Raw genomic sequence first — 25,501 nt, forward strand, 5'->3', positions numbered from 1 at the left:
GCTCAGCGGGGCCAGCTGCCCCCTCAGGATCAAGCGAGCAGAGGCCGCCCCTTGGTTAATGGGGGTTTAACCTCTACCGGGCTAGTTTTAGGGATCAATGATCCAACATGTGCGCCCGGTTCGACAATGACTTCAGCCAAGGCAGCTCCCCAGCGCGGGACCGATCCCGAATCGGCCACCGCCTTCGAGCGTCTCAACATCCTTCTTGCCGGTCTCGAACCCGGACAGGACCCGATCGTGCTCACCGTCGGCGAGCCGCGACACGCCTTGCCCGATTTCGTGGCCCCGACCCTTGCCGCGAACGTCGATGATTTTCGGCGCTACCCGGCGATCCGTGGCACGGATGCCTTCCGGCAGACGATCGCGAAGTGGCTGAACAAGCGCTTCGATCTGGGTGGGCTGATCGACCCGAATATCCATATTCTGCCGCTCAACGGCTCACGCGAAGGGCTATTCAACGCGACATTCATCGCCTGCGACATGACGGGCAAGGAAAACCCGGTCGCGCTGCTGCCCAACCCCTATTACCACCCATACTCGTTGGGCGCCGCGCGCGCAGGCGCTCAGGCGATCTATCTCGATGCGCCGGAGAAAAACGGTTTCCTGCCGGATCTCGACGCACTGGATTCCGCAACCCTCGATCGCACGGTGGCATTTTTCTTCGCCTCGCCCGCCAATCCGCAAGGCGCAGTTGCCCCGCTCGACTATTGGCAGCGGCTGATCGAGCTGGCCCGCAAGCACGATTTCTATCTCTTTGCCGACGAGTGCTACTCGGAGATCTACCGCCACACACCGCCGACCGGCGTTCTGGAAGCGGCCAAGGCGATGGGCGGGGATCTGTCCCACATCGTCGCGTTCAACTCGCTTTCGAAGCGATCAAATCTCGCCGGGCTTCGTTGCGGGTTCGCCGCGGGCGATCCGGACTTCATGGCCACGTGGACCACGTTCCGCAATTCCGCTGCCCCGCAGGTCCCCATGCCGATACAGGCCGTGGGCGTCGCCGCCTTTTCCGATGAGGCGCATGTGGAAGAAAACCGCCGCCTCTACAACGAGAAATTCGATCTGGCGGAACGGGTCTTGAGCAATTCCTTCGGCTTTACCCGGCCTGAGGGCGGGTTCTTCGTCTGGCTGGACGCCTCCCGCTTCGGCGGTGGGGTGGAGATGGCGAAACGGCTGTGGCTGGAACAGGGCGTGAAGGTCGTGCCGGGCGCTTATCTTGCTCATACGCAGGCCGACGGGTCCAATCCGGGCGACAACTACATCCGCCTCGCCATGGTGGAAGACATCGACACGACACGACGTGCCCTTGAACGTATCGCCGCTCTCGGCGACGAAAGGGGCGCAGGGGAATAAAGCATGCGAACCACACGAGCCTCCGTCGGATTCGTTGAGCCGGAAGACCGCATCCGCCGTCTCCTGAAGCGCAACATTGCGGGTGCAAGCGGGCTTCTGCTGATCGCGGGCGCCGCGGCCATGGCCGCTGCACTTGCCACATGGTCGGTAGAAGATCCCTCTCTCTCGCATGCCACGGACGCCACCGTTCGCAACGCGCTCGGCACCCCTGGTGCGATCATCGCCGATCTCGTCATGCAGATGATCGGGCTTTCCTCCGCCATTTTCCTGTTTCCCGTTGTGCTCTGGGGCTGGCGACTGGTCGCGGGCAAGAGCCTCGGCATCCGTCGCAAACGGATCTTCACCTGGATGGGCGGCACCTTCCTCGCTGCGGGCGCCCTGGCCGCCCTGCCCGTGCCCGAAAGCTGGCCACTGCCGACAGGCCTTGGTGGCGTTCTTGGAGATCTTCTCGATATCGTGCCCCAGGCGCTTTCCGCTTTTGTGCCGGAGAGCCTTGCCGGGCTGATTGGCGCCCTTGGCTTCGGCGTTCCCGCGCTGGTGCTGATGCTCCACGCCTCCGGCTGGATCGACCAGCGCCGCGGCGAAACCCAATTCGAAAACAACGTCACCGCCCCCCTCTATGAAGACGAGGAAGACGATTACGAGGATGAAGATGACGGCGACAGCCGGCTCTCGACCTTCTTCGGTCACGTTGCCCATTGGGGCTATATGGCGGGGGCACTGCTGCGCCGGGTTGCCGGTCGCAAGCGCCGTCAGGAGAGCTGGCAGGATCGCGGACAGGAGTATGGGCATGACCGCATCTCCGATCATTGGGATGACGAGGATGACGACGTGCGCCCGCGCCGCTCCTGGCGCCGCTGGATCGTCGACAGACTTCTGGGCGAAGAAACCGACCATTACGACCACGACGCCCGACGGGAGCCGCGCGGTGGACTGAGCGAAGCCTTGGCGCGTGCCGATGCCGCTTTCGACTATGACGATGAGGACGAAGACGAGGGCGACACCCGGTTCCAGACCTATGAGGACGACGAGGACGATTACGACGGTTACGACGCGCCGCCCGCCCATCAGGGTGCGCGTCAGCCTGTCGGCATTGCCGGTCCCGTGGTTGAGGCGAGCCGTCGCGTGGCCTCTCCTGCCCCGCGTCCGCGTCCGGGCAAGCGGGTGGTGCGCGAGGCGCAGCCGTCGCTCCTCGGCGTAGAAAGCTACGAGTTGCCGCCTTTGGCGTTGCTGGCGGAACCCAAGGCACCCGGCAAGAACCAGACGATCTCAACCGATGCCCTGGAACAGAACGCCCGCATCCTCGAAGGGGTTCTGGAGGATTTCGGCGTGCGCGGCGAGATCGTGCATGTGCGCCCCGGCCCCGTAGTCACGCTCTACGAACTGGAACCCGCACCGGGTATCAAGTCCTCGCGCGTCATCGGTCTGGCGGATGACATCGCACGCTCCATGTCGGCGATTTCCGCGCGTGTCGCGGTCATTCCGGGCAAGAACGCCATCGGCATCGAACTGCCGAACCAACGCCGCGAGACCGTATTCCTGCGCGAGCTTCTCGCGTCGCACGACTATGAGAATTCCAAGGCGAAGCTCGGACTGACGCTTGGCAAGACCATCGGCGGTGAACCGGTGATCGCGGATCTGGCGCGCATGCCGCATCTGTTGGTCGCAGGCACCACCGGCTCGGGCAAGTCCGTCGCCATTAACACCATGATCCTGTCGCTGCTCTACAAACTGAACCCCGAGCAGTGCAAGCTGATCATGATCGACCCGAAAATGCTGGAACTCTCCGTCTATGACGGGATCCCGCACCTGCTGACCCCGGTCGTCACGGATCCCAAGAAGGCGGTCGTCGCCCTGAAGTGGACCGTGCGCGAGATGGAGCAGCGCTACAAGAACATGTCGAAGCTCGGTGTGCGCAACATCGACGGCTTCAACACCCGTGTGGCCCAGGCTGCCAAGAAGGGCGAAATCATTCGCCGCACCGTTCAGACCGGCTTTGACCGCGAAACCGGTGAGGCGATCTTCGAGGAAGAAGAGCTGAACCTGGAGCCGATGCCCTATATCATTGTCGTGGTCGACGAGATGGCCGACCTGATGATGGTGGCGGGCAAGGACATCGAAGGCGCGATCCAGCGTCTGGCGCAGATGGCGCGTGCCGCCGGTATCCACATCATCATGGCGACCCAGCGTCCTTCCGTTGACGTCATCACCGGCACGATCAAGGCGAACTTCCCGACCCGTATCTCCTTCCAGGTGACGTCCAAGATTGACAGCCGCACGATCCTTGGCGAACAAGGCGCGGAGCAGCTTCTGGGTATGGGCGACATGCTCTACATGGCCGGTGGCGGCCGCATTCAGCGCGTCCACGGACCCTTCGTCTCCGATGGCGAGGTGGAAGACATCGTCGCCCACCTGAAGACCCAAGGCACGCCGCAGTATCTGGACAACATCACCGAGGACGACGGCGAGGGCGAAGGCAGCTATGACATGCTTTCCGGTGGCGGCTCAGGAGATGAATCCAACGAGCTTTACGACAAGGCCGTGGCCATCGTGATCCGCGACAAGAAGGCTTCCACCAGCTACATCCAGCGTCGCCTTTCCATCGGCTACAACCGGGCCGCCTCGCTGATCGAGCGCATGGAAGACGAAGGCGTGATTTCCAGCGCCAACCATGCGGGCAAGCGCGAGGTTCTTGTGGGCGGCGAAGAGACCATCTGAGGCGTGACGGTGCAGGGGCCGCTGGAGCGGCCCCTTGTCTCGACGTTGGGCAAGCCGCACAACAACCCGTTTTCTCAGGGAGGATCGGGAAGACAGGATCGTCACAACACGTCAAACTTGAACACGCCGCGCCCCAGATTCGCCACAGCCAACTGATAGCGGCCAGAGATGGGTGTTGTCAGATAACGGACACCACAAGCATACGCAGCGTCTCGTTCACCCCCGGACGCAGATGGAGAGACTATTGATGGCATTCCGGTCAACGCGGACCCAGACAGCAAAAGCCCGTCCGGCCCGGGTATCGCGCAGGTTGAGCCTTGGCATAATCGCCGCGACGCTTACCCTCGCTTTCGGCTTTATCGCAGTGCCGGCCGCCGACGCGAGCACGCAGCTCAACGCCAAGCAGCGCGAGACGCTGGAAGAAATCAACCGCTACTTCAACGGTATCAGCACCATGGCGGGCGACTTCGTCCAGTTCGGCCCCAATGGCGAGCGCGCGGAAGGCCAGTTCTACCTTTCGCGACCGGGCAAGATCCGCTTCCACTACAAGCCCCCTGCCCGTATCGACATCATCGCCGACGGCAAATCCGTCTCGGTGAAGGACCGCAAGCTCCAGACGCAGGATATCTGGCCGCTCTCCAAGACCCCGCTGCGCTTCCTGCTGTCGGACAATATCAACCTGACGAGCGACGCGAATGTTACCTCCGTTTCCGTGGAACCGGATCTGGTGACAGTGATCATCACCGAGGACGGCACCTTCGTTCAGGGCAAGCTCACGCTCATCTTCGATGCGCAGACCCAGGATCTGAAGCAGTGGACGGTGACTGACGAACAGGGCCTCGACACGTCTGTGGCAATCTACAACGTCAATACGGGCGTGGCAGTGAACAACAAGATGTTCGTCATCGACTATCTCGCCAATGCCCGGCAGAGCCGCGAATAGCACAAATGGCTGTCCGCCATAGGGCGGCACGTACCAAACGCAAAAGGGCGACTGGCCAACGGCCAGTCGCCCTTTTTGTTTTCTGTCCGTCTCGCCGCGGGCAGCGGCGCACCAATTACTTGATGCGATCGCGCTTGGCGAGGGTACGCAGCCGCAGGGCGTTCAGCTTGATGAAGCCGGCGGCATCCTTCTGGTCGTAGGCGCCCTGATCGTCCTCGAAAGTGACGAGCTCTTCGGAATAGAGCGAATAGGGCGAAGCGCGGCCGGTCACGATGACATTGCCCTTGTAGAGCTTCATCTTGACGGTGCCGGTGACGTTTTCCTGCGACTTGTCGATGGCCGCCTGAAGCATTTCGCGCTCCGGCGAGAACCAGAAGCCGTTATAGATCAGCTCCGCGTAGCGGGGCATCAGCTCGTCCTTCAGGTGGCCTGCGCCACGGTCGAGCGTGATGGATTCGATGGCGCGGTGTGCCTGGAGCAGGATCGTGCCACCCGGGGTCTCGTAGACGCCGCGCGACTTCATGCCGACGAAACGGTTTTCGACGAGATCGATACGGCCGATGCCGTTATCGCGGCCATAGTCGTTGAGCTTGGCAAAGAGCGTCGCGGGCGACATGGCCTTGCCGTTCAGCGAAACCGCATCGCCCTTCTCGAACCCGATCTCGATCTCGGTCGCCACGTCCGGCGCATCCATCGGGGAGACGGTGCGCTGGTAGACATAGGCGGGCGGCTCCTCGGCCGGATCTTCCAGAACCTTGCCCTCGGAAGACGAGTGCAGCATGTTCGCATCGACGGAGAACGGGGCCTCGCCGCGCTTGTCGTGCGGAACCGGGATCTGCCACTTTTCGGCGAACTCGATCAGATCGGTGCGGGACTTGAAGGTCCAGTCACGCCAGGGCGCGATCACCTTGATGTCGGGATCAAGCGCATAGGCCGACAGCTCGAAGCGAACCTGATCGTTGCCCTTGCCGGTCGCGCCATGTGCGATGGCGTCGGCGCCGGTCTCATGCGCGATCTCAATGAGACGCTTGGAGATCAGCGGGCGGGCAATGGAGGTGCCAAGCAGATAGACGCCTTCATAGACAGCATTGGCGCGGAACATCGGGAACACGAAGTCCTTGATGAATTCCTCGCGCAGGTCGTCGATGTAGATTTCCTTGATGCCAAGCATCTCGGCCTTGGCCCGTGCGGGCTCAAGCTCTTCGCCCTGACCGAGATCGGCGGTGAAGGTCACCACCTCGCAGCCATATTCGGTCTGCAGCCACTTCAGGATGATGGAAGTGTCGAGACCGCCCGAATAGGCCAGCACAACCTTCTTGATATCGCCCTTTTTCTTTTCTTCAAGCGCCATGGGTAACGTCCAATCTGATGAAGGGCGCAAGCTGCCGCCCCCTTTGGAAAATTCCGCCGCACTGTAGCCAAGCGTGGCTGTGGCGCAAGGGGGCAACGAAAGCTATGGAAAAGCCCGTCACCGCAATTGGCGCGGGCCGGCCCGGCCGCACAGGCCTCGATCCTGCAAGAATTGCCTGAACAGGCGCAACAAAGCCTAGCCGCTGCCTTGCTGGAGCCATTATGCCTGCGTTTTTCTTGCTGACGACAATCCCTCTCGGTGGCGTATCCTCCGGCCGCCCTCCCTGTTCGAGATATCTTCCATGCTTCGCATCCTGACAGCCCTCGCCCTTGTCGCCTGCACAGCACACGCGCAGGCAAGCGCGCCATCACTCAAGCTCGGCCCGCCCGCGCCATTCAGTTTCGACACCGTGATCGCTCAAGCCCGCGCGCTCGCTGCAAAGCCCTACGAGGCCTCTAAGGTTCGCGCCTCGGAAACGCTGGAAAAGATCGACTACGACGCCCACTGGCAGATCCGCTTCAAGCCAACCGAGACGATCTTTGTTTCGCCCGACGCCCCGGTACAGTTTTTCCATCCCGGGCGCTATTTCAAGGACCCGGTGCAGCTCTACAAGGTGGTGGGCGAGGAGGCGCACGAGGTGCTTTTTTCGCCCGATGCCTTCGAGATGCCAGCAGACAGCCCTGCCCGCGCGTTGCCCGATGACATCGGGTTTGCCGGTTTCCGCATCATGCGCGCGGACCTCAAGACAGACTGGATCTCCTATCTGGGCGCCAGCTATTTCAGAACCGACGGCCAGTCGCATCAGTATGGTCAGTCCAGCCGAGGGCTTGCCATCGATACCGGTCTTGCCACACCGGAGGAATTCCCCCGTTTTTCCGCCTTCTGGCTCGCGCCGCCGGAAAAGGACGGCCAGACCATCGTCATTTATGCGCTGCTCAATTCGCCTTCGGTCACCGGGGCCTACAAAATGGCGCTGACCAACAAGGACGGCACAGGCCAGATCATCGACGTGGACAGCCGGTTGTTTTTCCGCAAGAGCGTGGAGCGGCTGGGCATCGCCCCTCTGACTTCCATGTACTGGTATTCGGAGACCAACCGTGCGACCGCCCTTGACTGGCGGCCAGAGGTTCACGACACGGACGGGCTGGCAATCGTTGCCGGCAATGGCGAGCGCATCTGGCGTCCGCTCAACAATCCCGTCACGGTTCGCACCTCGACCTTCTCCACACCCGATGTGAAAGGCTTCGGCCTTGCCCAACGGGACCGGGATTTTGCCAACTATCAGGATGACGGCGTCTTCTACGACAAGCGTCCCTCGGTGTGGATCGAGCCGCTGCGTCCCTTCGGTGCGGGCGCGGTGCAGCTTGTCGAAATCCCCACAGACGACGAGATCTTCGACAATATCGTCGCCTACTGGACCCCGGCTGAGATGCCCGAGGCGGGAAGCGAGCTTTCGCTCGCCTACCGCATGACATGGGCCGACCGCCATCCGACACCCGAAAACGGCTCGCGGGTCGTTGCCACGCGCGTCGGCCAAGGCGGCGTGCCCGGCCAACCGCGGCCCAAAGACCAGATCAAGGTCGTTATCGATTTCGAAGGTCCCGCAATAAAGGACCTGACCCAGAACTCAGGCGTCAAACCCGTCGTGGAGTTGTCCACGGGCGAGCCGAGCAATGCCTATGCACTGCCCATCGTCGGGACAGGTCGCTGGCGGCTGGTTTTCGATGCCCGTGCACCGGAGCACGACCCCGTGGAGGCGCGTGTTTATCTGCGTCGCGGCGCTGACGTGATCAGCGAGACCTGGCTTGGCCAGCTCACCCACGATCTGGTAACGCGATAACGCCCAGTCAAGGAAAGCCCCTAGTCGGGCTTCTTTCCGGGCTCCCACCCGTCAGCGGCAAGCTCGAAGCCGTCGAATTCGAAGCCGGGGGCGACGGTGCACCCGACCAGTGTCCAGGTTCCGAGCGTTTCCGCTTGCTGCCAGATCCCTTCGGGAACAACGGCCTGCGGCTGTTGGCAGGCAGCTATGTTCGGCCCAAGCGTGATCTCCTGCTTGGTTTTGCCGTCCGAGAGGCTGAGCGTCAGCGGGGCACCGGCATAGTAGTGCCAGACCTCCACCGCATCGACCTTGTGCCAGTGTGTGATGATGCCTGAGGGGACCAGGAAATAGATTGCGGTTGAGCGGGCCCGACCTTGCAAAGAGACCGCGTCCCGGAAGGTCTCGCGATAGAAGCCCCCCTCGGGATGCGGCTTCAGGTTCAGTTGCCGCACCACGTCTTCCACACTCAGGTCCAGGTTGGATCCGGCCATCGCGTCATTCCTCCGCTTTGGGCCCCCTGCATGGTTCGTATGAAACCATGCACTGCTCGGCCAGGGAAACCTAGAAGCTGTCCTTGCGTCTGCGAACCTCGGCAAAAACTTCGGTCGCTGGTGCGCCCGCCAGACCAACCGCTTCCTGAAGCTCCGCGTCCTTTACACGCAGAAAGGGATTTGTCTGCATCTCGAGAGCCAGAGTGGTTGGAAGCGTCGGCTTGCCCGCTGCGCGCAGGGCTTCCACTTCCGCCAGCCTGTCCGCCAGCGCCGCATTGGCCGGATCGACCGACACCGCAAAGCGCGCATTGGCAAGCGTATATTCATGACCGCAATAGATACGGGTGTCCGAGGGAAGCTTGTTGATGAGCTTTTCCAGCGAAGCCCACATCACCTCAGCCGAACCTTCAAGCAGCCGCCCGCATCCCATTGCGAAAAGCGTATCGCCGGTGAAGGCGACACCTGCGTCCGGCAGCCAGTAGGAAATCTCGTCGAGCGTGTGGCCCGGAGTGGCGATGCAGTGGATTTTATCGCTGCCAAAGGGCACGACGTCGCCATCATCGACGCTTTGATCGAAGCGCCCTACGCGATCCGCTGATTTTGCTGGACCGATGACGAAGGCCCCCGTTTGCGCCTTCAGCGCCGCCAGACCTTGCGTGTGATCGGCGTGGTGGTGGGTGATCAGGATATGCGTAAGCTTCCAGCCCGCAGCATCGAGTTCGGCCATGACCGCATTCGCATCAGGGACATCGACAGCGAAGGTGGCCCCTGTCTCGGGATCATGCGCAAGCACACCGAAATTGTCGTTGAGGCACATGAACTGGCGGATTTCCAGCGAACCCATATTCGCTCTCCCTCGTTGGACGTCCAAGATTTCGTTTCCTGCGACATGCAGGAAATGACCACACTCCGCCCATTTTGCAAGGGCATGCGATTGCAATCGGGATGCCGAAACCCGCAACCGGTCGTAAGGTTACAGGATATTCGACCATTGAGTATTGCGACGCTTTCGCCCAACAAAACAATTGCCAACAAGCAGTGATTGCATGTGCGGGCACAAGTCGGTTCAATCGGCGCCGAGTGAACCGGGAAAACGGAATCAGACCCGGCGGCGACATGTTTTGGCGACAGGCACACGCGCCTGTCGAGCCTGGCGGTGACCCTGATGTATCTCGACGTGCTCGACATGAAACGGTTTTACGAGCAACCGCTCGGCCAGCTCGTACGGACGATCGTCGGCGATGCCGTTCACACACAGTGGCCGAACCTGAGTGGAATGCGCGTCTTGTCGCTTGGTTTCCCGCAACCTTACATCGACCCCTATATTGGTCAGGCGGAACGCCTGCTCGCCGCAATGCCGGCCCCGCAAGGTGTCATGCAATGGCCCCTCGGCGCCCCCAACCAGGCCCTTCTGGTCGATGAATGCAGTCTGCCGCTTCCCGATGCCTGCATCGATCGCGCACTGCTTGTTCATACGCTCGACCTGTCGAACGATTCCATCGCGGTGCTGCGTGAAACCTGGCGGGTGCTCGTGCCCGGCGGACGCATTCTGGTGGTCGTGCCGAACCGCCGCTCGCTCTGGTCTCAGCTTGAAACGACGCCCTTCGGATATGGCAGGCCCTTTTCCAAGGGCCAGCTTTCAGCTTTCCTGCGCGAAACCCGTTTCCGCCCGACAGCCGCCACCAGCGCGCTGCATGTGCCGCCACTGCGCTCCCGTGTGCTTTTGCGCTCCGCCAGCGGCCTTGAACGCATCGGTCGCCAGCTCTGGCCCGCCTTTGCCGGAGTTCTCGTGGTCGAGGCTGAGAAACAGATCTATCAGACGATCCCGAAAGGCGCCCGCAAGGCTGCGCACATCCTGCGCCCGGTCTTCGTTTCCGACAGCTCACCGACAGGCACGGCCGGCACCTCGCGGCATACGCCGCAAGCGCCTCTGACCCGCCCAGAGCGGGACTGACCTCACTTTCTGAGGAGAAACACCGCCTGTTCGCCGATCAGGTTCCACAGCCACCAGGGAGCCTTGAGCGGGATGCGCTGGCCATTGCCATTGAGCGCCACGGCCTGTTCCACCGTGCAACCCAGCTCCCGCGTCAACTCCACGAAATCACGGATGGTGCAGAAGTGGATGTTCGGCGTGTCATACCAGGAATAGGGCAAGTAGTCGGTAACCGGCATCCTGCCCTTGAAGAGCAGATGCAGCCGGTTCTGCCAGTAACCGAAATTCGGGAATGACACGATGACGTGGCCGCCAATGCGCAGGAGGTGGCTCACGACTTCCTTCGGGTCCCAGGTCGCCTGAAGCGTCTGGCTGAGAATGACATAGTCGAAGGAACCGTCGGGATAGGCTGGCAGATCCTCATCAGCATCGCCCTGAATGACGGAAAGCCCGCGCGCAACGCAGGAATTCACGCCCGCATGCGAGATTTCGATGCCACGGGCATCCGCCCCCTTGGTCGTCGCCAGCAACTGAAGCAGCGCGCCGTCACCGCAGCCGACATCGAGCACACGCGAGTTCGGCTTCACCAGTTCCGCGATCACCTTGTGATCGACGCGGGTTTCGGTCATGGGTGCATCAGCCATCTGCCTTGACCTCCCCGCATTGCGGCGCGGGCGCACATGCCCCCAACTCCGCCCCGCTGTCTGGCCCCGGCGCAGGAATGCCCCGCGCACCGGCGGCCCCTTTCAGAAAGCCGCGCACCATGTTGAAAAGCTCCGGCTCATCCAGCAGGAAAGCGTCATGGCCGCGCGGGCTGTCGATCTCCACGAAAGAGACACTACCAGCCACCGCGTTCAGCGCATGAACCACAGCGCGGCTTTCTGACGTCGGAAACAGCCAGTCGCTGTTGACTGACGCGATGCAGAAACGCGTGCTGGAGCCGCGGAAAACATCGGCCAGCACGCCATTGCACTCCCCGGCCAGATCGAAATAGTCCATCGCGCGCGTCACATAGAGATACGAATTGGCATCGAAACGGTCGACGAAGGTCATGCCCTGATGGCGCAGATAGCTCTCGATCTGGAAATCGGCGTCGAAACCGAAGGTGATCTCATCGCGATCCTGAAGGGAACGGCCGAATTTCCGGTGAAGCGACTGGTCGGACATATAGGTGACATGTGCCGCCATGCGCGCGATCGCCAACCCATGCGTCGGGCGCGCGCCGAATTCCAGATAACTGCCGCGGCGCCAGTCGGGGTCGGCCATGATCGCCTGTCGGCCGACCTCGTGAAAGGCGATGTTCTGCGAGGAATGGCGAGCTCCGGCGCACAGGCAAGCGGCGGAGAAGACCCGCTCGGGATAGCTCGCTGCCCATTGCAACACCTGCATGCCGCCCATGGAACCGCCGATCACCGCGAAGAGCGTGTCGATACCCAGCGCGTCGACGAGCATGGCCTGCGAACGCACCATGTCGCGGATCGTCACCAACGGCATGTCGAGCGCCCAGGCCTTGCCGGTCTCCGGATTGGTGGAGGCAGGGCCCGTGGTTCCCATACAGCCGCCCAGAACGTTGGCGCAGATGACGAAATAGCGATCCGTATCAACAGGCTTGCCGGGACCGACCATCATCGACCACCAACCGGGTTTGCCGGTCAACGGATTGGTGGAGGCCACATACTGATCGCCGGTCAGGGCATGACAGATGAGGATTGCGTTGGACTTGTCAGCGTTGAGCGTACCGTAGGTCTGGTACGCGATCTGCCAGGGGGCAAGGTCAACGCCGGCATCGAGCCGCAACGGTTTGTCCTTGCCAAACCGCATCACCGGGCTCGACGGTTCGTCCGCCTCGCGCAGCCGCGCCGCGTCGGAAATGGCCTCGCCGTCTTGCGATGTCATTTTCGTAATGGATCCCGCTTTGCGATACTGGAAAACACCGGCTTCAAGCTGGTGTTTCCAACTGGATTGACGGTCGATTACCTAGGCTGCGCCAGTTCGCGGTGTCAATATAGGGGCTCACGCGAATCTGGCGGCGCAAGCGGTTGGCACCCAGATGGAGGGATGCGTATGTTGCGGCGCACTTGTCTTGTCACAAGTTGCAGACATAACACTATTGGCATACATGCGCGACCCCCTGCCCCGCGAGCCGCTTCAAACCTCCGCCGCCTTGCCGTTTTCCTTTTGATTTCGTACGCCGCCTTGCCTATGAAGAACCCTTCCGAATGGCATGGAAGACTGCGGCTCACACCGTCCGACGACCTCAGACGTCCAGCCCCGCATGGAAGCGGGCGAGGCGGCGGCGTGATGACGGACAAGCAGTTTTCAGCCCGACGGTGAAGAATGGCGGGCAAGCCCGGGGACGGGTGTGCCACGCTGAGGGAGGGAGACGCCAGCGAAGACTGGTACAAGGGGTGACAGCGCCCTATTTCGGAGTGCGCGAGCGCATACCGACGAGAACGACCAGACAGCCTTTTTCTTCCGACAACAAGACACGAACACCGGACCGCCTCATGCCTTCAGGACCGACGACCGAACACGACAAGCTGGCCGAACTGCGCGCGCGCATTGATGTGATCGATGCCGATATTCACGGCCTGCTTATGGAGCGCTCAACGATCATCGATGCGCTGGTCGCGGCAAAGGGGACCCAGTCTGGCGCGGATTCCACGCCGACCGGCGCTGCGTTCCGCCCCCTCCGCGAAGCCGATATGATGCGTCGTCTGGTGGAGCGCCATGAGGGCACACTGCCGATCATCACGGTTGAGAATATCTGGCGCGTGATCATCTCCACCTTCACCCGCCTTCAGGCCGATTATGTCGTGCATCTGGACGGCAGCGCCGATCCGTTGGCGATGCGCGACACGGCCCGTTTCTATTTCGGCTTCTCACTCGATCTCATCGATGCGGATGACCCGGAATCGGTTATCGCGGCTATTGCAGAATCCACGACGGATCTGGGTGTCGTCGCGCTGAACCGCAATGCGCTCACGCCGTGGTGGCGCACGCTTGGCGGCGCAGGCCCGCGGATTCTGGCGCGCCTTCCCTTCCTGCAGCAGACGGGCCGCCCGGCGGACCTGCCCGCGCTTGTGATCTCGCCGAAGGTCAGCGAACCCGGCGAACCGGACATCGCCGTCTATGACGCAAGCTGGGCCGTGAGCGGCCATCGTGCAGAAAACGCACTCACAGAGGCCGGCATCGAGATCCTCGCCCGACATATCGGGGAAGGCACCGACGCGCTGATCGCGGTGCCTTCCGACATGGATGCTGCATCCGTCACCTCCCTTCTGGAACAGGCCGGCGTCGAGCCTGGCCGTTTGCGTGAAGTGGGCGGCTATGCCGCCGCCATCGACCTCGATGACGATGGAGACGACGACTTTTAGAGAGTGTTCCGGCAGATCCGGCCTTTGAGCACCGGACTGTCCGGCCACGGCCCGCACGACGCGGCGCTTCCGGAGCTAGACTAGACATGACGACCGCCGAAAATTCTGCACAGACCGCCAATCTTCGCCCCACCCCCCGTACCGGCGTTCTCGATATCGCGCCCTACAAGGCGGGCGCGCACAAGGGAACGGGCACTGGCCCCACCTACAAGCTGTCCTCAAACGAAACCCCGTTGGGCCCGAGCCCGAACGCGGTGGAGGCCTTCAGGCTGGAGGCCGACCGGCTGGCGATCTATCCCGATGGAAGCGCCACCGCGTTGCGTGAAGCCATTGGGTCCATCCACGGCATCAATCCCGACCGCATCGTGTGCGGCGCGGGCTCCGACGAGATCCTGAACCTTCTGGCACAGGCCTATCTGGCTGACGGCGACGAAGCGATCTATTGCGAGCACGGCTTCCTCGTCTACCCGATTGCGATCAAGTCCTGCGGTGCGACGCCGGTCGTGGTGCCGGAAAAGGATCTGACCAACGATGTGGACGCCATTCTGGCAGCCGTCACCGAGAAGACCCGGATGGTGTTCATCGCCAATCCGAGCAATCCGACCGGCACCTACCTGCCGTTTGACGAAGTACGCCGCCTGCACGCGGGCCTTCCGGGCAACGTGATCCTGGTGCTCGATGCGGCTTACGCGGAATATTGCCGCCGCAACGACTATGCGGCGGGAATGGAGCTTGCAGCGACGGCCGAGAATGTCGTCATGGCGCGCACATTTTCCAAGGTCTATGGCCTTGCAGCGCTGCGTCTTGGCTGGTGCTATGGCCCCGCGGCCATCATCGAAGTCCTGAACCGCATCCGCGGGCCCTTCAACGTGTCGGCCGCCGCCATGGCGGCAGGCATCGCCGCGGTGGAAGACCGCGCGTTCCTGGAAAAGGCGCTCGATCACAACGACACCTGGCTGCCGTGGGTAAGCGAACAGATGGAGGCGTTGGGGCTGACGGTGACGCCGAGCGTCGCCAATTTCATTCTGATCCACTTCCCCGATGTACCGGGCAAGCGGGCGGCGGAAGCCGATGCGTTCCTGCTCCAGCGCGGCTGTGTGCTGCGCCGGGTGGACAACTATGGCCTGCCCAACGCCCTGCGCATGACCATCGGCTCGGAAGAAGCCAATCGGGTTGTGATCGAGAACCTGAAGGAATTTCTCGCCTGAGCCAACAGGCTCATGCCGATACCCCGAAGTCAGGACCGCACGTGCAGATCGTGTGCGGTCCTTTTTAAATTCCCGGACCCGTTCATTTATTCAGACTGAGCCTAGCCATGCGCTCCGTCCCCGTTTAAGAGCCTATGCTCACGCCCACCAACCGGTGGGCGGAGACACTAGCTCAAACGAACGGAACCATGACGACCCCCTTCAAACGCCTTACCCTGATCGGCATCGGCCTGATCGGTTCATCCATTGCCCTGGCGGCGCGCCGCAAGGAACTCGCACAGGAGATCGTCATTTCGACGCGCTCCGAGGCGACCCTTGAGCGCGCAAAAGCACTAGGACTTGGCGACCGATATTATCTGGATGCAGGGCAAGCGGTTGAAGGCGCGGATCTGGTCATCCTGTGCGTACCGGTGGGCGCGTGTGGCGCGGTGGCGAAGTGGATCGCTCCCTCGCTCGCGCCCGGCGCGATCCTATCCGATGTCGGATCGGTCAAGGAAGCTGTGGTGAAGAGCGTCAAGCCGCATGTGCCGGACGGCGTGCATTTCATCCCCGCCCACCCGATCGCGGGCACCGAGCAGTCCGGCCCCGACGCCGGTTTCGCAGAGCTCTTCGAAAACCGCTGGTGCCTGATCACCCCGCTTCCCGGCAGCGATCCGGAGGCGGTTGCTCGCCTTCGCGGCTTCTGGGAGGGACTGGGCAGCGATATCGATGAGATGGACGCACAGCGCCACGATCGTGTGCTCGCCATCACCTCGCATCTGCCGCACCTCATCGCCTTCAATCTTGTGGGCACCGCGCGGGATCTGGAAACGGTGACACAGTCGGAAGTAATCAAGTATTCCGCCGGTGGCTTTCGCGATTCCACCCGCCTTGCGGCGTCCGATCCAACCATGTGGCGCGACGTCTTCCTGAACAACAAGGAAGCTGTCCTGGAGATGCTTGGACGTTTCACCGAAGAGCTTGCCGCTCTCCAGCGCGCCGTGCGCTGGGGTGACGGGGATGCGCTGTTCAAGGCGTTTGAACGCACGCGCTATATCCGCCGCAACATCATCGAGGCCGGCCAGGAAACGGATGCCCCCGATTTCGGCCGTCACGCGAAAGAGCCTGGCGAGTAACAGGTTATGGGACGGCGCGGCCCCTGCCCGCGCCGTCCTCCTGCTCTTTGGGCGCCGGCCACACTCTGGTCAACCGCTTGCGGCCCGCTGCGGCGCGCCAGCCTCTTGCGCCCTTGCCCGAGCCTTGCTATCGCCGATCCTGACCGGTGCGCGCACCACTCTAGCCACCGCCCGGATAGCTCCTGAACCTCTCCTCTCGGGCGGCCAAGCCGCCAAGCCCCCGACCGATCGACGTCCGAACGCCGCCATCGGAAATGACCCCGGATTAGGATCCAGCCCGAATGGCGCACTCCGCTCCTTCCGAAGGCGATGCCTCAACTCCTGCCGATGCGGAGCCCCATCCCAAACCGGCTCGTGTGCGCGACTGGGCACGTCTCACCGCCCTGACGCTCGCCATCGTCGTGGTGCTGGAGTTGCTGGGGCTTCCAGCCTCGATCCTTCTCGGAGCCATGGTCGCAGCGATCATCATCGCCCTTCGTTTCGGGCAGATCGCCATGCCGCGCCTGCCCTATATGGCGGCCCAGGCGCTGATCGGCTGCATGATCGCCCACGCGCTGTCCCTGTCGGTGATGCTGGAAGTTGCCGACGACTGGCCAATCTTCGTCTTCGGCGTTGTTTCGGTACTTGCCGCCTCGCTTTTTCTCGGCTGGTCGCTTGCCCGCATGAAGACCCTGCCCGGCACGACCGCCATCTGGGGATCATCACCGGGGGCCGCGCAGGTCATGACGCTGATGTCGGAGGAGTTCGGCGCAGACATCCGCCTTGTCGCCTTCATGCAATATACCCGCGTGATCATCGTGGCAGGGCTCGCCGCCGTCGTTGCGCGGATATGGGCGGACCTGGGCGACGCGTCGACCGGTGCGAGCACATGGTTTGCCCTCCCCGATCCGGCCGGACTTGCCGGAACGCTCGGGCTCGTTGCGGCCACGATCATTGTCCACCGCATTGTACGGCTGCCCTCGATCTCGTTCATGTTTCCGATGGTCGCGGGCGCGGCGCTTCTCGAAGCCGGATGGCTGACGCTCGAACTGCCGCCACTGCTGCTGGCGGCTGCCTATGTGGCGATCGGCTGGACGATCGGCCTGCGCTTTGATGCAACGGTTCTCCGGCACGCCGCACGCGCGACGCCGCGCATCCTCATCGCGATCGTGATCCTTGTCGGCCTGTGCGGGGCGCTTTCGGCCATTCTTGTGGTCATGACCGGCATTGATCCTCTGACGGCTTACCTCGCAATGAGCCCCGGCGGAGCCGATACCATTGCCATCATCACCGCCTCCGCCCCGGCCAACATCAATGTGCCTTTCGTCATGGCCATGCAGATGGCCCGCTTCCTGGCGATCATGCTGACGGGGCCCTTCACCGCGCAGCTCGTCTCGCGTTGGATGAACCGCTAAACACGCCGCAACGTCAGGCATGGCGGGCAAGAACACGCCATGCGGCGGAAATGCTTAGCCGAAGGGCTAGCTTTCAAATACACATTTTAAGATTGACAAAGCCCCGGGGCGAGGCGCAGAACAGGCCTTGTAGCTGACATTTGCGCACTTGGATTTCCCAAGCCCCACCCAAGAAAGCTGGGGCCACCGCCTTTTCGCGACTTCCGCGTCCTGCGCAATCGGTTCTCGTCGTTGCCCCCTGGATGGGTACACCCGCGGACGTCTCCGCTGACCCTGCCGCCCAAATCAGGCCTGCGGGGCCGTACCCCCGTTTGAGATTGCGCGTTGACATGCCAAACCGGACGTCATCCCGGCACTCCCTCGTGCCGAAGCTCATCATCTGTATGCGCGAAGGCTACTCGCTTTCGTCTCTGCGCGCCGACATCATCGCCGGGCTGACGGTTGCCATCGTGGCCTTGCCGCTGGCCATGGCGCTTGCCATTGCGTCCGGAGCGACGCCCGACAAGGGGCTCATCACGGCGGTCATCGCCGGGTTCCTGATCTCCGCGCTCGGCGGATCGCGCTTTCAGATTGGCGGCCCGACCGGGGCCTTCGTGGTGGTTGTCTTCAACGTCATCGCGACCCATGGTTATAGCGGGCTTGTCCTGGCAACGCTGATGGCAGGCCTGATCCTGATTATCGCCGGGCTCGCCCGGCTCGGCTCGCTGGTCAAGTACATTCCCGAAACGGTTGTCACCGGCTTCACCGCCGGGATTGCCGTGATCATTTTCACCAGCCAGATCGCCGACATCCTGGGATTGACGCTCGCGCAGCACACCGGGGGCTTTATCGGGACGCTGGAAGATATCCGGGCATCGCTGGGCACGGTTTCCACCGCCAGCATCATCGTCTCTTTCGCAGCGCTCACGTTGATCGTTCTGGTTCGGCGCTTCCGTCCCAAGTGGCCCGCCTTTCTCATTGCGGTGACCATGGCCTCGCTCGTTGCTTGGACCCTCGCGTTGCCGGTTGAGACCATCGGCTCCAAATTCGGTGGCATCACCAGCGCGCTGCCCATGCCGGAGCTTCCCCAGGTCACACTGGCGCGGCTGCACGAGCTGCTGCCCAGCGCCCTCACCATCGCTTTCCTCGCCGGTGTGGAAAGCCTGCTTTCCGCTGTCGTGGCCGACGGCATGACCGGGCGGCGTCATCGCTCCGATTGCGAGCTGATCGCGCAAGGCATCGCCAATATGGGCTCAGCCCTTTTCGGCGGCCTGCCCGCCACGGGCGCCATTGCCCGCACAGCCACCAATGTGCGGACCGGCGCACGGACGCCTCTTGCGGGCATGTTCCACGCCGTCTTCGTGCTCGCCTTCATGATGTTCCTCGCCCCGCTAGCGAATTACATTCCGCTGGCAAGCCTCGCTGCCGTTCTGGTCGTGGTCGCATGGAACATGAGCGAGGCCGACAAGGTGCGCCACCTGTTGCGCGCCCCCTTCGAAGAGCGGATCATTCTCTTGGTGACGCTCGCCCTGACCGTGCTGGTCGATCTTACCGTCGCCATCGAGGTCGGCGTGGTGATGGCCGCGCTCGCCTTCATGCACCGCATGTCCAAGGCGGTCGCGGTGACCAACGACGGTGAGGACGACGATCCGGATGCGATCCCCTTCACCGGAACGGTGCCAGCGACAGATCAGCGTCTGGCGCTTTCGGAAAACACGGAAGTGTTCAAACTGCGTGGGCCTTTGTTCTTCGGGGCGGCGACACGGCTCGACGAGGCGCTGAACCGCGCGGGCCCGACACCGGCAGTCTTCATCCTGCGCATGCGCGAGGTGCCGCTGATCGACGCTACGGGCGTGGGAGCTCTCGCTCATTTCGTCGATCGCTGCGAGGCGCGTGGCACGCGTGTCATCGTATCCGCCGTTCAGGAACAGCCGCGGGCGATCCTGGAAAAGATGGGTCTGGCCAAGCGACTGGAGTTTGCCGACACCTATACGGGGGCAACGATTCGCGCGCGCAACCTGTCGCCGGTGACCAACACCTCGGCGGGCGGTTCAGAAAAACCGAAACGCAGTCATTCTGTGGCCGGCTGACAACATATGCCCACAATTCCGGCGGCCACAAAAATGTGACCACAATCCAGGCTTGCACTGTCGACGCGCTGTTTACAAGATCGCAACCGTAATCCCCTTAGCGTTGCGTCATCCGTTTCATTGTGTGCACGGGCTTTCCTGCCTTGCCGGACGGGGAAGCCGCGAGCGGGCATGGCCCGGTCAGTCATATCGCCGGAAACCGGCGGTAGGAGAGCGGTGATCGCATGCGCTTTAACGGAACTCGGCAGCTAGATGCTGTGCTTGGCTAACGCCTCGGATTCACCCTTACATGGGTCCGTCGGCCTCTCAAAACGTGATATTTCGAAGGGAAAACGAGATGCGGAAGCTTCTCACGATCGCGGCGACAATACTGGTCGGCGGCGCGTTGGCAGCCCCGGCTGCATCGGCAAATACAAAGATCTTCGACCCGGCGACCCGTACGTGGATGAAGATCGGAGCTGGCGCGCATAGCGGAAAGTCACCGATCGCCAAAAAGGTCGTCTCCTATGACGGCGGACACCAGCCGGGCACCGTCATCATCGACACGTCGGAGCGTCGTCTCTACTACGTGATGCCCGGTGGACGGGCGATGAAATACGGCATCGGCGTGGGTCGCGAGGGCTTCCAGTGGGCGGGCCAGAAGCGGATCACGCGCAAGGCGGAATGGCCGGGCTGGACCCCGCCGCCGCAGATGATTGCGCGCGAACGCCGCAAGGGACGCAAGCTGCCGGCCTACATGGAAGGCGGCCCGAACAATCCGCTTGGCGCGCGCGCCATGTATCTGGGCTCCTCGCTCTATCGCATTCACGGTTCCAACGAGCCCTGGACCATCGGCCAGGCGGTTTCCTCCGGCTGCATCCGGATGGCCAATGACGATGTGATCGACCTCTACGACCGTGTGGATGTCGGCGCCAAGGTCATCGTCAAGCGCTAGGGCCCTTGATCGCCGCCACGACATGGCGGAGACTGGCAAACACTGACAAAAGTCGGCCCCGCTGCGGGCCGGCTTTTCTTCTGCCCCCACGCCTCTCCCTGACCGAGACATTCGCCATGCACCAGTATCTGATCGAGCTATTCTCCGTGATGGCTGTGTTTTCCTTCGCCATCGTGGCCCCCGGTGCGGACACGGCCATGGTGATGCGGCAGGCGGTGATGCATGGGCGGCGCGCGGCGATCCTGACGAGTTTCGGCATCGGCACGTCACTCCTGTTCCATGTCTCCTATACGATCCTTGGGCTGGGGCTGGTGATCTCCAAGTCGATCCTGCTGTTCAACCTGATCAAGTGGGCGGGCGTTGCATATCTGGTCTTTATCGGCATCCAGTCTCTAAGGGCCGGCCCAACGGTTCTGCCGAAGGGCGCGAACGGAGAAAAGACCGGTCAGACGGAGCAGAGCGCGCGCAAGGCATTTCTGCTGGGCTTCCTCGCCAATGCGCTGAACCCCAAGCCGGTCTTTTTCTTTCTCTCCATCTTCTCCACACTGATCAGCCACGAGACACCCGCGCTTATCAAGGCGGGCTATGGGCTCGTCATGGCGAGCTGCCTGATCGCATGGTTTGTGGGGGTATCGTATTTCCTGACCGTGCCGACGATGCGGGCGGGATTCGAGCGCGCGGGCAAATGGATCAACCGCACCAGCGGCGCGATCTTTATCGGCTTCGGTTTGAAGCTCGCCGCCGAAAAGGCCGGTTGAGACAGGCGACCGGCGGCACAGGGCTCACCCTTTGCCGTCCTCACCGCGGTCTGACGGCCAATCCTCCAGCACAAAGCGACTGCGCAGGGAAACGCGCCGAGGCTGCTCCAGCGGCACCTCCTCAAGAACCGCGCCTTGCGACGAGGGAATTTCGCCTGCCTTGCCGGACAGCGTCCCGTCGGTTTCAATTTCCGCCTCAGCGTCGCTTGCGTCTTCGCCCGCCCCCTCAAGGGGCGTCATGGATTGATTGGCGATGGAGGCTGCTTCCGTCCCTTCAAGCGCCAGAGCCTTGTCGTCCACGCCCTCGACATCCTCACCGCCTTCGCCGGGGGTTTCGGCATCCAGCCCGGAAAAGCCCTTACCGACCTGCCAACGGGTGATGACCGCGCGCGCGGCCTCGCCAGCGCCGGTGAAATCGGTGTCATAGTCGTTCAGACCATCAATGCAGGCAAAGACGGGATCAGACCGCCACAGTTGGCGCATGGCCGCCGTCTTCAACGCGCCGGGAACGCCCTTGCGAAAAAAGACGCTCATGTCCGTGTTGACCCCGATGGTCTCCAGATCGACGGCTTCGGCGGCCTGCCGATTGGCTTCGGCCTCTTCATCGGGCTCGGGGCCTTCTTCCGGCATCGTGTCGGTCGGGGGGGCATTGTCCGCATCGAGCGGCGCAAGCGCGGCACGCGATGCTTCCGCCTCCTCGCCGTCCTCAGCTATGCCAGCCTGAGCGGCATTCTTACGTCTTGCCCAGCGCGAAAGGAACCGTTCCTCAGCCATTGCACCCCTCATCGTCAGAAGGGGGCGTACTGCCCGCATGACCGGGCAGGCGGCCGGATTGCATCCGAACGGCCTGATGATGGGAAGATTGAACGAAAATCGGTTCCTTGCCGAATTGCAGATCCTCGATCTTCACCTCATCACGGCGACGCTTGCGGAACTCCTCCGGCGCAGGATGGCCACGGACGAATTCCACCAGAAGCGCCAGCAGGTCTTCGGGCATCGGCACCTGCTCCAGAATGCCCTCGCCGCTGTCGGCCATATCCTGCGCATCATAGGGGCTGACGGTGATCTGCGAGAGCTGCCAGGGCATTGCGGCAGAGGGATCGGCGGCATCCAGCATGATCCAGAGACTGGGCACATCCAATGCCAGGTTGATGCGATAGGCTTCGACGAGCTTCCTGTGCAGCGTCACCAGCGTCGTGCCGGCATGATAGCGGGTGGTATCGCCCTCGCTCACCATAACGTGCCAGTCTTCCAGAGCGGGAGGCTCGACGACCGCAGCCACGGGACGCCACGACCAGTCCGCCCAGGGATGATCCACGCGCCGTCTCTCCACGATCGCGCCAACGGGGATCGAAATCTCGTTTTTCAGCGCGCCCATGTCTTCCTGTCGGTTTTTGCCGTCCTCGCGTGCGGTCATGGCGGCCTCCCTCCTTGGCGTGCCTGGCGGGTTGCAATCCCGCGCGGCAACTCGAAATGGTTGGAAAAGAATGTAGACGTGCCTAAAACGGATGTCACAATAAAGAATTGTGTTCAGGCACGACAAGATTACCGGTGCACACGTTGCGCCATGCGCCGTGGAGGAAGCCCCAATGATGGTCAAGGGCCGCAAGGTTCTCATTTGCAACTGCGAAGAGACGATGGATCTGGATGCCCGCAAGCTCTGCGCTGGCGGCGATATGCCCACGATCCACCGCCATCTTTGCAGGGCAGGTATAGCGGCCTACGAGAATGCGCTTTCGGGAGGCGAGCCGCTGTTGGTGGCCTGCACACAGGAAGCGCCGCTCTTCACGGAGATCGCCGAAGAGGTCGATGCCGGCGACCGTGTTTCCTTCGTCAACATCCGCGAACGCGCGGGCTGGACAAGCCGGGGACAGGACCCGCACGCCAAGATTGCCGCTCTCCTGGAGGAGGCCGTCCTGGAGCCGACACCGACAGGCCTCAAGACCATCGAAAGCTCCGGACTTTGCCTGGTCTATGGCGCGGGACAACAGGCGCTCGATGCGGCCTTGCTGCTCAACAACCGACTGTCGGTTACGCTGCTTCTGTCGGACGCCAGCGATCTGATCCTGCCTTCGGTGATGGAAGTTCCGCTCTATAGCGGACGCATCCGCGGTCTGACGGGCTCACTCGGGCACTTCTGCGTGTCGGTGGACGGCTATGCTCCGCTCATGCCGTCCTCGCGCGCCGATGCACAATTTCTGATGGCGCGTGATGGCGCACAATCGGAGTGCGCGGTGATCGTCGACATTTCCGGCGGCGCGCCGTTGGTCACGGGCGCGGACAAACGCGACGGCTATTTCCGCGCCGATCCGAAGGATCCGGCAGCCGTCGCCCGCATCCTGCTGGAAGCGGGCGAGATGGTCGGCACCTTCGAAAAGCCCCTTTACGTCTCTTACGATGCCGAGATCTGCGCTCACTCGCGTTCCGGGCGCAGCGGGTGCTCAAATTGCCTGGACACCTGCCCGGCGGGCGCGATTACCGATGCGGGCGACAAAGTTCATTACGATCACGGCATTTGTGCCGGCTGCGGTTCCTGCGCCGCCTCCTGCCCGACGGGCGCCGTTTCCTATGCCTATCCCCGTCGCGAGGATCTGATCACCCGGATCCAGACGCTCATTGCAACCTATCGCGATGCGGGCGGCAAACGCCCTGCCCTACTGATCCATGATGAGGCGTCCGGTAGCGACCTCATTGCCGCCATGGCGCGCATGGGGCGCGGACTGCCCGGACATGTACTGCCGCTCAGCCTGCATTCGGTGCATCAAACGGGTCATGAGGTGATCCTGGCGGCGATGCTTGCGGGTGCCGAGCATGTGGTCTGGCTCTGCGATCCACGCAAGGTGCCGGAACGGCCGCCGCTGGAAGCCCAAATCGCGCTGGCGGAAGCGTTCCTGACAGGACTGAGCCACGATGGCGAAGGACGCCTGCACATTGTGGAAACGGGCGATCCGGGTGTGCTGGAGGATGCGCTGTACGATCTGCGCGCGCGCGCCTGGGCCTCTCCGCGTCGCATCGCAGCTGTTGGCGGGAAGCGCGATGTCGCGCGTGCGGTCCTGAGCGAACTGCGAGCCACGGGCCACAATCCCGCGGATATTATAGAACTGCCGGCCGGCGCGCCCTATGGGCGTATCTCCATCGACACGGAAGGCTGCACACTTTGTCTGTCCTGCGTCTCCGCCTGTCCGGTGGGCGCGCTTGGCGACAATGAGGAACGTCCGCAGGTGCGCTTCACGGAAGCGGCTTGCGTCCAATGTGGCCTGTGCGCCGATACCTGCCCGGAAAAGGTGATCTCGCTGGAGCCACGTTACGACTTTTCCGCGGACGCCATGACCGGACGCGTCCTAAACGAGGAAGAGCCGGCAACCTGCATCAGTTGCGGCAAACCCTTCGGGACGCAATCGACAATCAACCGCATCACCGAAAAGCTCTCCGGCAACCACTGGATGTTCCGCTCCACCGACCAGATCAAACTCATCCAGATGTGTGACGACTGCCGGGTGGTCGCGCAATGGACCATGCCGGACAGCCCCTTGCGTCTGGGCGAGCGTCCCTCGCCACGCACGACCGCGGACTACCTGGAGGCAGACAAGGCAGGACTTTCGATCGACGACTTCCTCAAGCGCAACTGAGATCCGTCTTGCACGACAGCCAGACCGAGACCGGAGCTATCCAAGCTCCGGATCGGCCAGGTGCTGACGCAGCATGTCCCGGTATTCATTGACCATCGTCTCCACGTATTGCTCGTGGCTTTCAACGTTCAATACCGCCTTGGCGACATGCGCATTGTATCGCGCCGCCGCGAACAGGAACGCCATATGCAGCTGGGTTGCGTCGACCTTCCGGTTTTCCCGGTTCGCCTGGTCGATGAACCGCCCGACAAGCGCCAGAAATCCCGTCGTATCCAGCCGCCCATCCGCACGCCCGGCACGACGCTCATTGCGATTTCCACCCTCCATGGTGCCCCCGTTCTAACTGTCCCCACCTTCCGATCGCCCATATGACGATGATACCAACAATACACACTTCCGTTCTTAGCCG

At 62.5% G+C, this 25,501-nt stretch carries 21 protein-coding genes; 13 read left to right on the plus strand and 8 right to left on the minus strand.

Annotation, left to right across the window (positions count from 1 at the left end; all coding sequences use genetic code 11):
- Positions 1 to 126 precede the first annotated feature (126 nt).
- The 3 genes from ABGM93_RS07260 (at position 127) to ABGM93_RS07270 (ending at position 5,014) form a co-directional block, all read left to right on the plus strand.
- A complete protein-coding gene (locus tag ABGM93_RS07260) occupies positions 127 to 1,353 on the plus strand; it encodes an aminotransferase class I/II-fold pyridoxal phosphate-dependent enzyme (RefSeq protein WP_321504825.1) in 1,227 nt (408 codons plus the stop codon).
- Between the two features lie 3 nt (positions 1,354 to 1,356).
- Positions 1,357 to 4,071 (plus strand): DNA translocase FtsK 4TM domain-containing protein, encoded by a 2,715-nt coding sequence (locus ABGM93_RS07265; RefSeq protein ID WP_321504828.1) that lies wholly within the window; start codon positions 1,357 to 1,359, stop codon positions 4,069 to 4,071.
- Positions 4,072 to 4,381: 310 nt separating this feature from the next.
- A complete protein-coding gene (locus tag ABGM93_RS07270; protein WP_321504830.1) occupies positions 4,382 to 5,014 on the plus strand; it encodes an outer-membrane lipoprotein carrier protein LolA in 633 nt (210 codons plus the stop codon).
- Positions 5,015 to 5,129: 115 nt separating this feature from the next.
- Here ABGM93_RS07270 and ABGM93_RS07275 read toward each other — a convergent pair whose 3' ends face one another.
- Positions 5,130 to 6,365: an argininosuccinate synthase gene (locus tag ABGM93_RS07275; RefSeq protein ID WP_321504832.1), complete on the minus strand. Its 1,236-nt coding sequence runs from the start codon at positions 6,363 to 6,365 to the stop codon at positions 5,130 to 5,132.
- A gap of 301 nt (positions 6,366 to 6,666) precedes the next feature.
- On the opposite strand from ABGM93_RS07275, the gene ABGM93_RS07280 reads away from it, so the two are divergent.
- On the plus strand, positions 6,667 to 8,205 hold the full coding sequence (locus ABGM93_RS07280; RefSeq protein WP_321504834.1) for a glucan biosynthesis protein: 1,539 nt from the start codon (positions 6,667 to 6,669) through the stop codon (positions 8,203 to 8,205).
- A 20-nt stretch (positions 8,206 to 8,225) separates the two neighbouring features.
- On the opposite strand, the gene ABGM93_RS07285 is transcribed toward ABGM93_RS07280, so the two are convergent.
- Both ABGM93_RS07285 and gloB read right to left on the minus strand, forming a co-directional pair.
- Entirely contained in the window at positions 8,226 to 8,675 is a 450-nt protein-coding gene (locus tag ABGM93_RS07285) for a cupin domain-containing protein (protein WP_321504836.1), read from the minus strand.
- 70 nt (positions 8,676 to 8,745) lie between these two features.
- Positions 8,746 to 9,519, minus strand: coding sequence for a hydroxyacylglutathione hydrolase (gene gloB, locus ABGM93_RS07290; protein WP_321504838.1), 774 nt, complete (start codon positions 9,517 to 9,519; stop codon positions 8,746 to 8,748).
- 321 nt (positions 9,520 to 9,840) lie between these two features.
- Here gloB and ABGM93_RS07295 point away from each other — a divergent pair, with 321 nt between their 5' ends.
- Positions 9,841 to 10,629 (plus strand): class I SAM-dependent methyltransferase, encoded by a 789-nt coding sequence (locus tag ABGM93_RS07295; RefSeq protein WP_321505778.1) that lies wholly within the window; start codon positions 9,841 to 9,843, stop codon positions 10,627 to 10,629.
- Between the two features lie 2 nt (positions 10,630 to 10,631).
- Here ABGM93_RS07295 and metW read toward each other — a convergent pair whose 3' ends face one another.
- Entirely contained in the window at positions 10,632 to 11,252 is a 621-nt protein-coding gene (metW, locus tag ABGM93_RS07300; protein ID WP_321504839.1) for a methionine biosynthesis protein MetW, read from the minus strand.
- Complete coding sequence (locus ABGM93_RS07305; protein ID WP_321504841.1) at positions 11,245 to 12,504, minus strand: homoserine O-acetyltransferase; 1,260 nt, start codon at positions 12,502 to 12,504, stop codon at positions 11,245 to 11,247. The genes metW and ABGM93_RS07305 overlap by 8 nt, the downstream gene beginning before the upstream one ends.
- Positions 12,505 to 13,115: 611 nt before the next feature.
- On the opposite strand from ABGM93_RS07305, the gene ABGM93_RS07310 reads away from it, so the two are divergent.
- The 7 genes from ABGM93_RS07310 to ABGM93_RS07340 all read left to right on the plus strand — a co-directional run bounded on the left by ABGM93_RS07310 (position 13,116) and on the right by ABGM93_RS07340 (position 21,463).
- Positions 13,116 to 13,985 carry a chorismate mutase gene (locus ABGM93_RS07310; protein ID WP_321504843.1) on the plus strand — a complete coding sequence of 290 codons (870 nt, stop codon included), beginning with the start codon at positions 13,116 to 13,118 and terminating at the stop codon, positions 13,983 to 13,985.
- Positions 13,986 to 14,071: 86 nt separating this feature from the next.
- On the plus strand, positions 14,072 to 15,193 hold the full coding sequence (gene hisC / locus ABGM93_RS07315; RefSeq protein ID WP_321504845.1) for a histidinol-phosphate transaminase: 1,122 nt from the start codon (positions 14,072 to 14,074) through the stop codon (positions 15,191 to 15,193).
- A gap of 188 nt (positions 15,194 to 15,381) precedes the next feature.
- Positions 15,382 to 16,308 (plus strand): prephenate/arogenate dehydrogenase family protein, encoded by a 927-nt coding sequence (locus tag ABGM93_RS07320; protein ID WP_319775751.1) that lies wholly within the window; start codon positions 15,382 to 15,384, stop codon positions 16,306 to 16,308.
- Between the two features lie 281 nt (positions 16,309 to 16,589).
- On the plus strand, positions 16,590 to 17,702 hold the full coding sequence (locus ABGM93_RS07325; RefSeq protein ID WP_321504847.1) for an AbrB family transcriptional regulator: 1,113 nt from the start codon (positions 16,590 to 16,592) through the stop codon (positions 17,700 to 17,702).
- 362 nt (positions 17,703 to 18,064) lie between these two features.
- Positions 18,065 to 19,771, plus strand: a complete 1,707-nt coding sequence (locus ABGM93_RS07330) for a SulP family inorganic anion transporter (protein ID WP_321504853.1) — start codon at positions 18,065 to 18,067, stop codon at positions 19,769 to 19,771.
- A gap of 337 nt (positions 19,772 to 20,108) precedes the next feature.
- Positions 20,109 to 20,705, plus strand: a complete 597-nt coding sequence (locus ABGM93_RS07335; protein ID WP_321504855.1) for a L,D-transpeptidase — start codon at positions 20,109 to 20,111, stop codon at positions 20,703 to 20,705.
- Between the two features lie 116 nt (positions 20,706 to 20,821).
- Positions 20,822 to 21,463, plus strand: a complete 642-nt coding sequence (locus ABGM93_RS07340; protein ID WP_321504857.1) for a LysE family transporter — start codon at positions 20,822 to 20,824, stop codon at positions 21,461 to 21,463.
- A 24-nt stretch (positions 21,464 to 21,487) separates the two neighbouring features.
- Here ABGM93_RS07340 and ABGM93_RS07345 read toward each other — a convergent pair whose 3' ends face one another.
- Both ABGM93_RS07345 and ABGM93_RS07350 read right to left on the minus strand, forming a co-directional pair.
- Complete coding sequence (locus ABGM93_RS07345) at positions 21,488 to 22,237, minus strand: DUF3306 domain-containing protein (protein ID WP_321504860.1); 750 nt, start codon at positions 22,235 to 22,237, stop codon at positions 21,488 to 21,490.
- A complete protein-coding gene (locus ABGM93_RS07350) occupies positions 22,230 to 22,880 on the minus strand; it encodes a DUF3305 domain-containing protein (RefSeq protein ID WP_321504861.1) in 651 nt (216 codons plus the stop codon). The genes ABGM93_RS07345 and ABGM93_RS07350 overlap by 8 nt, the downstream gene beginning before the upstream one ends.
- Positions 22,881 to 23,052: 172 nt before the next feature.
- On the opposite strand from ABGM93_RS07350, the gene ABGM93_RS07355 reads away from it, so the two are divergent.
- The gene (locus ABGM93_RS07355; RefSeq protein WP_321504863.1) at positions 23,053 to 25,092 is read left to right on the plus strand and encodes a 4Fe-4S dicluster domain-containing protein; all 2,040 of its coding nucleotides are present in this window, start codon (positions 23,053 to 23,055) and stop codon (positions 25,090 to 25,092) included.
- Positions 25,093 to 25,128: 36 nt separating this feature from the next.
- Here the strand turns inward: ABGM93_RS07355 and ABGM93_RS07360 are convergent, their stop codons facing one another.
- Positions 25,129 to 25,419 (minus strand): DUF3144 domain-containing protein, encoded by a 291-nt coding sequence (locus ABGM93_RS07360; RefSeq protein WP_321336083.1) that lies wholly within the window; start codon positions 25,417 to 25,419, stop codon positions 25,129 to 25,131.
- Positions 25,420 to 25,501 lie beyond the last annotated feature (82 nt).

Source organism: Breoghania sp. (assembly GCF_963674635.1).
Classification (GTDB): Bacteria; Pseudomonadota; Alphaproteobacteria; order Rhizobiales; family Stappiaceae; genus Breoghania.